Raw genomic sequence first — 6,044 nt, forward strand, 5'->3', positions numbered from 1 at the left:
CCCTTCCGCCGTGAACAGTCATCGGCACTCTGATCGGTGACACTTTGCGACAGTGGCTGGCGGTGGCATAACCGATACAGGCTGTTCGACCACCGCCGCGTGATCAGTCGCATTGCCTGGTCGGCTTGCTGACGGATCGGCGGCGGTTGTCCAACGTGGGGAACACGTCCTGGTTGCTCGCTACTGAGCTTCCTTCTTTTTCTTGCCTTTGCCCTTTCCTTCTGGCTTGCCTTTGGACATCTGCAGAATGCGCTTGGGCAGTTTGGCTTGCTGTTCTTCGCTGAGCAGAGCGACGGAGTTTTTGAGCAATTCGGTGCGCGACTCATTGACCTTTTTCAACGCAGCCACTTGGGCTTCGTTCAGGCCCAGTTTTTCGTTGACGGCGGCGAAGATCTCATTGGGCTTTTTGTCGCTGTCTTTGAATTCTTTTTGAGCGGCGGTGCGCTGCTTCATCAATTCAGGCGTCAGACCGGCTTCTTTACGCAGCGTTTGCATCTCGGCCATCGACTTTTTCGCCAAGGCGTCGATCTTGGTTTTTTGTTCGTCGGTCAAATCAACATCTTTCAGTTGTTTGAGTACGTTTGCCGCGGGGTTTCGTTGTGCCTGGGCACCCTTCTTTTTCTTTTTGACGTCGGCGTCATCGGCAACCACGACGGTCGTCAACATCAACGCGATCGCAAGACCAAGAACTTTGGATTTCATGGGGAACTCGAAAAGGGACAGGGGAGAGGAGGGCGGTGACAGGAGTTGCATCGCCCGGAAACCAGAGAACTGAATCGAAGCAGCTTAACCGGATGATTACTGGACTGCGCGTTTCAATTAATCAGGTGAATCCAGTTTGAACCGAATTTGCGGATTAGGGTTTCGCAGATTTCAACGATTTTGGTCACGACCCCTGCTGGTCGGGGTGGATGTTAGGCAGGGTTTCCACACAGGCAGGGTCGGCAGCGACAGGCTCGATGATCGGTGGAGCACGGTGTTTGGGTGTGGGGTGGCTGACCACGACGGTGATGTTGTCTTCGCCACCGGCATCGTTCGCCAAATCGACCAACTGTTTGCAGAGCATCGAAGCATTGGGGGTTTTCTGTGCCAGGGCGGCCAACTGGTCTTTGTCCAGATAGCGGTACAGTCCGTCGCTGCACAACAGGACCGAGTCGTTCTCTCGCAGGTCGACGCGATGGACCTCGGCCAGCAATTCCCGTTGGCTGCTGCCACCGATCACGTTCCACAGCACGTTGCTCCAACGGCTCTTCGCTTCGTCTTCGGGTTTCATCCCACCGGCTTCGACCATTTGTCGTGCTAGCGTGTGGTCGGTGGTCAGTTGGCGGGCGACCGAGTCACGGATCAGGTAACAGCGACTGTCGCCGGCGTGGACCACATACATGGTCGGCCAATGGATGTACGCCATTGTCAGCGTGGTGCCCATGCCCGCGGTCGAATGGTCTTCACGAGATTCAGCCAAGATGCGGCCATGCGCGTCACGCAACAGGTTCTTGAGTCCGTCAATGAATTCCTCTTCGGATCCCGTGTCGGATTGAAAGAACCAATGGACGCTGTTGAGAAGCCGACCGATCAGGTGTTGCATTACCAGGCTGCTGGCTTTTTCGCCCGCCGCATGTCCGCCCATCCCATCGGCGACCAACAACACTTGGCCTTGGATGCCTCCAAAGAATCGACCGGTACCGATCTCCGGTAGGCTGGAGGTAGAGACCAGCATCGACTTGCTCAACTCTGCGATCAAGAATTGGTCTTGGTTGACACTCCGCTGTTTGCCGACATCGGTCAGTCCGAACGTTTCGGACTGGGTGAATTCGAATTCGCAGTCAAGCATGGTCTTTAGTTTCCATCGGTTTGGATCAACGCGCCAGCAGTGTTTGAATTGTAGCGGTCAATCGCTGCGCGGTACTAGTTGCCCTTGCTGATCTGATTCGGGATCCTACGGACTCCTCCGTGTTTTGCCGCTCCCCATTGTGACGGACTTTTGGTAACAATACCCAAAGATGATGCGCGTCTTCCAGACGTTCGACTCTTGGTGAGATCGATTCTGGTGGGCATAGAATTGAGATTGGGCACAAGATGGAACTTTCAAAGAAGCGGCGTCGACGACTGCAGTCGGTCGTTGATCAGGATTACGGCTATCGTCAATATGAAGACCGTGATGTGTATGTGTTTGATCAAGGCGGAAAACTCGGGTGTGGTGTATTTGCCGCCCGCCAATTCTTACCCGGCGAACTGGTGTTTGAAATCAAGGGACAGTTGATTCCCGCGGCACAGTACGACGGATCCACCTATGCGATGGCTTTCGAGGACAATTGGTTTCTCGAACCGACGATCCCCGGCGCTTTTATCAATCACTCGTGTAGCCCGAATTGTGATTTGATCCAGATCACCGAGACCAGCAACGGGTTGATCGCGACCTGTAATATCGAACCCGGCAGCGAGTTGTGTTTTGATTACCAGTGGGAAGCCCAAGACTGGATCCCACGTTGCAAGTGCGGGTCCAAAAATTGTCGCGGTTGGGTCGTGGCCGAAAGCGAAGTGAAAAAGATGAAGCGGCTGGTCGGTCGCAACAAGAAAGCTCGCTAACGTTTGATCCGGATCACAGCATGTCCATCGGGTCGATATCGATCACATATTGAACATCATCTTTTTCCGGAATCTTAAACGTTTTGGTCGCCATTCGGATCGTTGCGCCTAGCTGCAATGGGTCCAGTGACTGCAGCAGCAGGTGAAACCGATACTTGCCACGGAGCTTTGGAATCGGCGGTGGCGCCGGCCCCAACAGGCGGACCTCGGCGCCCAGACGTTCCCGAGCGGATTCCAATCGTTGCTGCAGCAAGTTGGCGGTCGCTTCGGTCACCTCTTCAACCGCACCGCGAATGATGATGCGTGCCACCGAACCGAGTGGCGGGTAATTAAATTTGCGTCGGTTCAGGATTTCGGCTTTGGCGAACTGCAGGTAGTCGTGCCGTGACGCCGCCTGGATTGCCATGTGTTCGGGGGAATAGGTTTGCACGATCACGCGGCCACCGCGTTGGCCGCGACCGGTGCGCCCGGCGACCTGGGTGACCAGCTGGAACGTCCGCTCGCCGGCGCGAAAATCGGGGAAGTGCAGGGCGGCGTCGGCATTGATCACACCGACCAACAGGACGTTCGGGAAATCGAGTCCTTTGGCAATCATCTGGGTGCCCAACAACAGGTCGACATCACCACTGCGGAATGCCGACAGCACTTTCTGGTGGCTGCCGGGACGCCGCATCGTGTCGCTATCCATCCGCGCCACGCGCGCGTCGGGGAATTTGGATTTGACTTCGACTTCTAACTTTTGAGTCCCCAAGCCGCCGTAGCGGATTCCGTCAAACCGACATTCGGGGCACCAGGGCGGAGTGGCGATCGTGTAGTCACAGTAGTGGCAAACCGCTTTGCTGCCGTCGCGATGGTGGGTCAGTGGCATTTCACAGTCGGGGCAGGCAACCACATGCCCACAGGAGGGGCACTGGATGGTGGTCGCGAAACCGCGGCGGTTGAGCAACAAGATGACCTGGCCTTTTTCCCGCAGTGTGTCGTTGACGGCGGTGTGCAATTGGCGGCTGATCGCTCCGCCGCGTGAACGCTCGTCGGGGATCCGCAAGTCGACCAGGTTGACGTCCGGCATCGGGCGATTGCCAACTCGATGCGGCATCGAAATCAATTCGGCGTGTCCGGCTTCGGTGGCGTACCAGGATTCCAGCGACGGCGTGGCGCTGCCGAGCAGCAATGGAATCTGCAAGGATTGGGCGCGGGCAAAGGCGACTTTGCGGGCGTGGTAGCGAGGTTGGGAATCCTGTTTGAAGGAACCATCGTGTTCTTCATCCAGAATGATCAAACCCAGTCGCGGTAGCGGCGCGAACACGGCACTGCGAGGTCCGACAACGACTTGGACTTCGCCGCGACGGATTCGTTGCCACTGGAAATGGCGTTCGGCCGGAGTCATCTGGCTGTGCAACACGGCGACCGATGGAAACCGTCGTTCAAAGCGTCCGCGCGTCTGGGGCGTCAAACTGATTTCGGGGACCAAGACGATGGCCGAGCGGCCGAATTCAACCACGTGTTGGATGACGCGAATGTAGACCTCGGTTTTGCCGCTGCCGGTCACGCCGTGCAGCAACAGTGTTTTGGCGGTCGCCGAATCGATCGCCGCGGTGATCCGCTGAAGCGCGTTGGTTTGGTCATCGGTTAAATCGTGTGCTTCGGTGCGTTCGCCATCGTTGGCTTGCCAGCGGAGCGGCGTTTCGGCGGTCATCTCACGCCGTGTGTCCTCGGTCACCAGCCCTTTTTTCCGCAAGCTGTTGATCGGTCCGGCGGTGCAGTCGGCGTGGACCATCAGCTGCGAGGACGTCATCGGACGTCGACTGGCGATCAACATCCGCAGCGCCTGCCGTTGTTTGGTGGGCAGGGCGTCGACGATGGAATCGTCGTCGCTGCCCGGGGCAGGGGACAGATAGGTTCGTTCACGGGTGCCCGCGCCGGCGCGGACGCTCGACGGGATCAATGCATCAAAAACTTGACCCGCCGGTGATTGGTAGTAGTGACTCATCCATGTTACCAACCGCACCAGCGGCCGATCACACAGCGGTTCGTCGTCCAAGATTTCGGCGACATCGCTGAGGGTTTTGCCAGAGGTGTTTCCGGATTTGGTTTCGATGCACCAGCCGAGCGTGGGTCGGCGGCGGCGTCCGAGTGGAACATGCACGCGCATCCCCGGTTGCAACTGTTCCAGCATTTCGTTGGGGATGCGGTAGTCGTAGGGGCCATAGGGGGCATCGCGAAACACCACGCTGGCGACTGCGATGTCGGCCTGGGCAGCCAATTCCCAGGGCGGCGGATCGGTGTCGAACAACTTGCCTTGGGTCGTGCCGGCGTCAGTGCTGTCGTCATCGGTGGCCGCCGAATCGTCCGACGGGACGTCCAAGAAACCGGGCGCGGTCAGATTTCCCCGGTCATCGGGTTCATTCGCATCGGTGGGATCAGGCGGCATTTCGGGCGGCACAGTGGGCGGCACAGTGGACGGCGTTGCGAGTGGAACGTCAGCAGAACTTGGCAGTGTCTGGGGGCCTGTCAGCATAGAGGATTTCTGATGTTTTTGGATCGGCTTGGTTTTGCGATGCGTCACGGATCACCCAGGAATCATCGCTCTGTCGCTGACACGGTCGGTCAAAACGAGTCACCGCGTCTATAATGCGGGCGTTGACAGCAGGAGGAATCATTGACATTGGAGCAGCGGCGGATGCGAATCGGAATTTTTGGCGGGTCATTTGATCCGGTCCATTTGGGGCACCTGTGGATTGGTGAAGCGGCCACCGAACAATTGCAGCTGGACCGTTTGTTGTGGGTCCCATCGGCCACCCAGCCCTTGAAACCCGCTGGTCCAACGGCCGGCGACCAGCAGCGGTTGGAGATGTTGCGGTTGGCCATTGCCGGTCGCGACGGCCATCAGGTGGACCCCCGTGAAATCCAACGATCCGGGGTCAGCTACACGCTCGACACCGTGACGCAGTTAGGTGACGAGTATCCCGCTGCTGAATTGTTCTTGATCATCGGCAGCGACTCATTGGAATCGATGCCGCGTTGGCACCAGCCGAAACAGTTGTTGTCGCGAGTCACGCTGTCTGTGGTACAGCGGGGTGGCCAGGGCGAGATCGATTTTCAAGTGTTACAGGGAATGGTCGATCGTCAGCGGATCGACCAATTTTCCGCAGCCGTGATTCAGATGCCGGTGATCGAAATCTCCAGCCGAGATATCCGCAGCAGGGTGGGGCAGGGCAGGGGGATTCGCTATCGGGTCACGCGTGCGGTGGAAGCCTACATCGACGCCGAGGGGTTGTACCGCAGCGACGACGATCACGAGCGTGTCAGTGCGCCGTCAAGGCGAATGGAACGTGCAAATCACAAGCGCGACCCGTGAGTTGTGAAGTTGTGCTTTGATGGTAACCCGAAGCGTCAGCGAGGGATTTAGGGTGTTGACGGGATCCCTCGCTGACGCATTTTGAAGTTGCGCTTTTCTG

The 6,044-nt window shown here is 57.8% G+C and carries 5 protein-coding genes; 2 read left to right on the forward strand and 3 right to left on the reverse strand.

Annotated elements, in window-relative coordinates:
* Positions 1–180: 180 nt before the first annotated feature.
* Positions 181–702 carry a Spy/CpxP family protein refolding chaperone gene (locus NHH03_RS26205; protein WP_253161313.1) on the reverse strand — a complete coding sequence of 174 codons (522 nt, stop codon included), beginning with the start codon at positions 700–702 and terminating at the stop codon, positions 181–183.
* A gap of 184 nt (positions 703–886) precedes the next feature.
* Positions 887–1,831 (reverse strand): PP2C family protein-serine/threonine phosphatase, encoded by a 945-nt coding sequence (locus NHH03_RS26210; RefSeq protein WP_253161314.1) that lies wholly within the window; start codon positions 1,829–1,831, stop codon positions 887–889.
* 245 nt (positions 1,832–2,076) lie between these two features.
* On the opposite strand from NHH03_RS26210, the gene NHH03_RS26215 reads away from it, so the two are divergent.
* A complete protein-coding gene (locus NHH03_RS26215) occupies positions 2,077–2,586 on the forward strand; it encodes an SET domain-containing protein (protein ID WP_253161315.1) in 510 nt (169 codons plus the stop codon).
* A gap of 13 nt (positions 2,587–2,599) precedes the next feature.
* Here NHH03_RS26215 and priA read toward each other — a convergent pair whose 3' ends face one another.
* Positions 2,600–5,104 (reverse strand): replication restart helicase PriA, encoded by a 2,505-nt coding sequence (priA, locus tag NHH03_RS26220; protein ID WP_253161316.1) that lies wholly within the window; start codon positions 5,102–5,104, stop codon positions 2,600–2,602.
* 162 nt (positions 5,105–5,266) lie between these two features.
* Between priA and nadD the strand changes: the two genes are divergently transcribed.
* The gene (nadD, locus tag NHH03_RS26225) at positions 5,267–5,944 is read left to right on the forward strand and encodes a nicotinate (nicotinamide) nucleotide adenylyltransferase (protein WP_253161317.1); all 678 of its coding nucleotides are present in this window, start codon (positions 5,267–5,269) and stop codon (positions 5,942–5,944) included.
* The last annotated feature ends 100 nt before the right edge of the window (positions 5,945–6,044 follow it).

Origin of the sequence: Stieleria tagensis (assembly GCF_024129865.1) — a bacterium.
GTDB lineage: Bacteria > Planctomycetota > Planctomycetia > Pirellulales > Pirellulaceae > Stieleria > Stieleria tagensis.

Bases quoted from the DNA above. Each gene is read 5' to 3' on its own strand.
- NHH03_RS26205 (WP_253161313.1), bottom strand. From the start codon at position 702: ATGAAATCCAAAGTTCTTGGTCTTGCGATCGCGTTGATGTTGACGACC.
- NHH03_RS26210 (WP_253161314.1), bottom strand. From the start codon at position 1,831: ATGCTTGACTGCGAATTCGAATTCACCCAGTCCGAAACGTTCGGACTG.
- NHH03_RS26215 (WP_253161315.1), top strand. From the start codon at position 2,077: ATGGAACTTTCAAAGAAGCGGCGTCGACGACTGCAGTCGGTCGTTGAT.
- priA (WP_253161316.1), bottom strand. From the start codon at position 5,104: ATGCTGACAGGCCCCCAGACACTGCCAAGTTCTGCTGACGTTCCACTC.
- nadD (WP_253161317.1), top strand. From the start codon at position 5,267: ATGCGAATCGGAATTTTTGGCGGGTCATTTGATCCGGTCCATTTGGGG.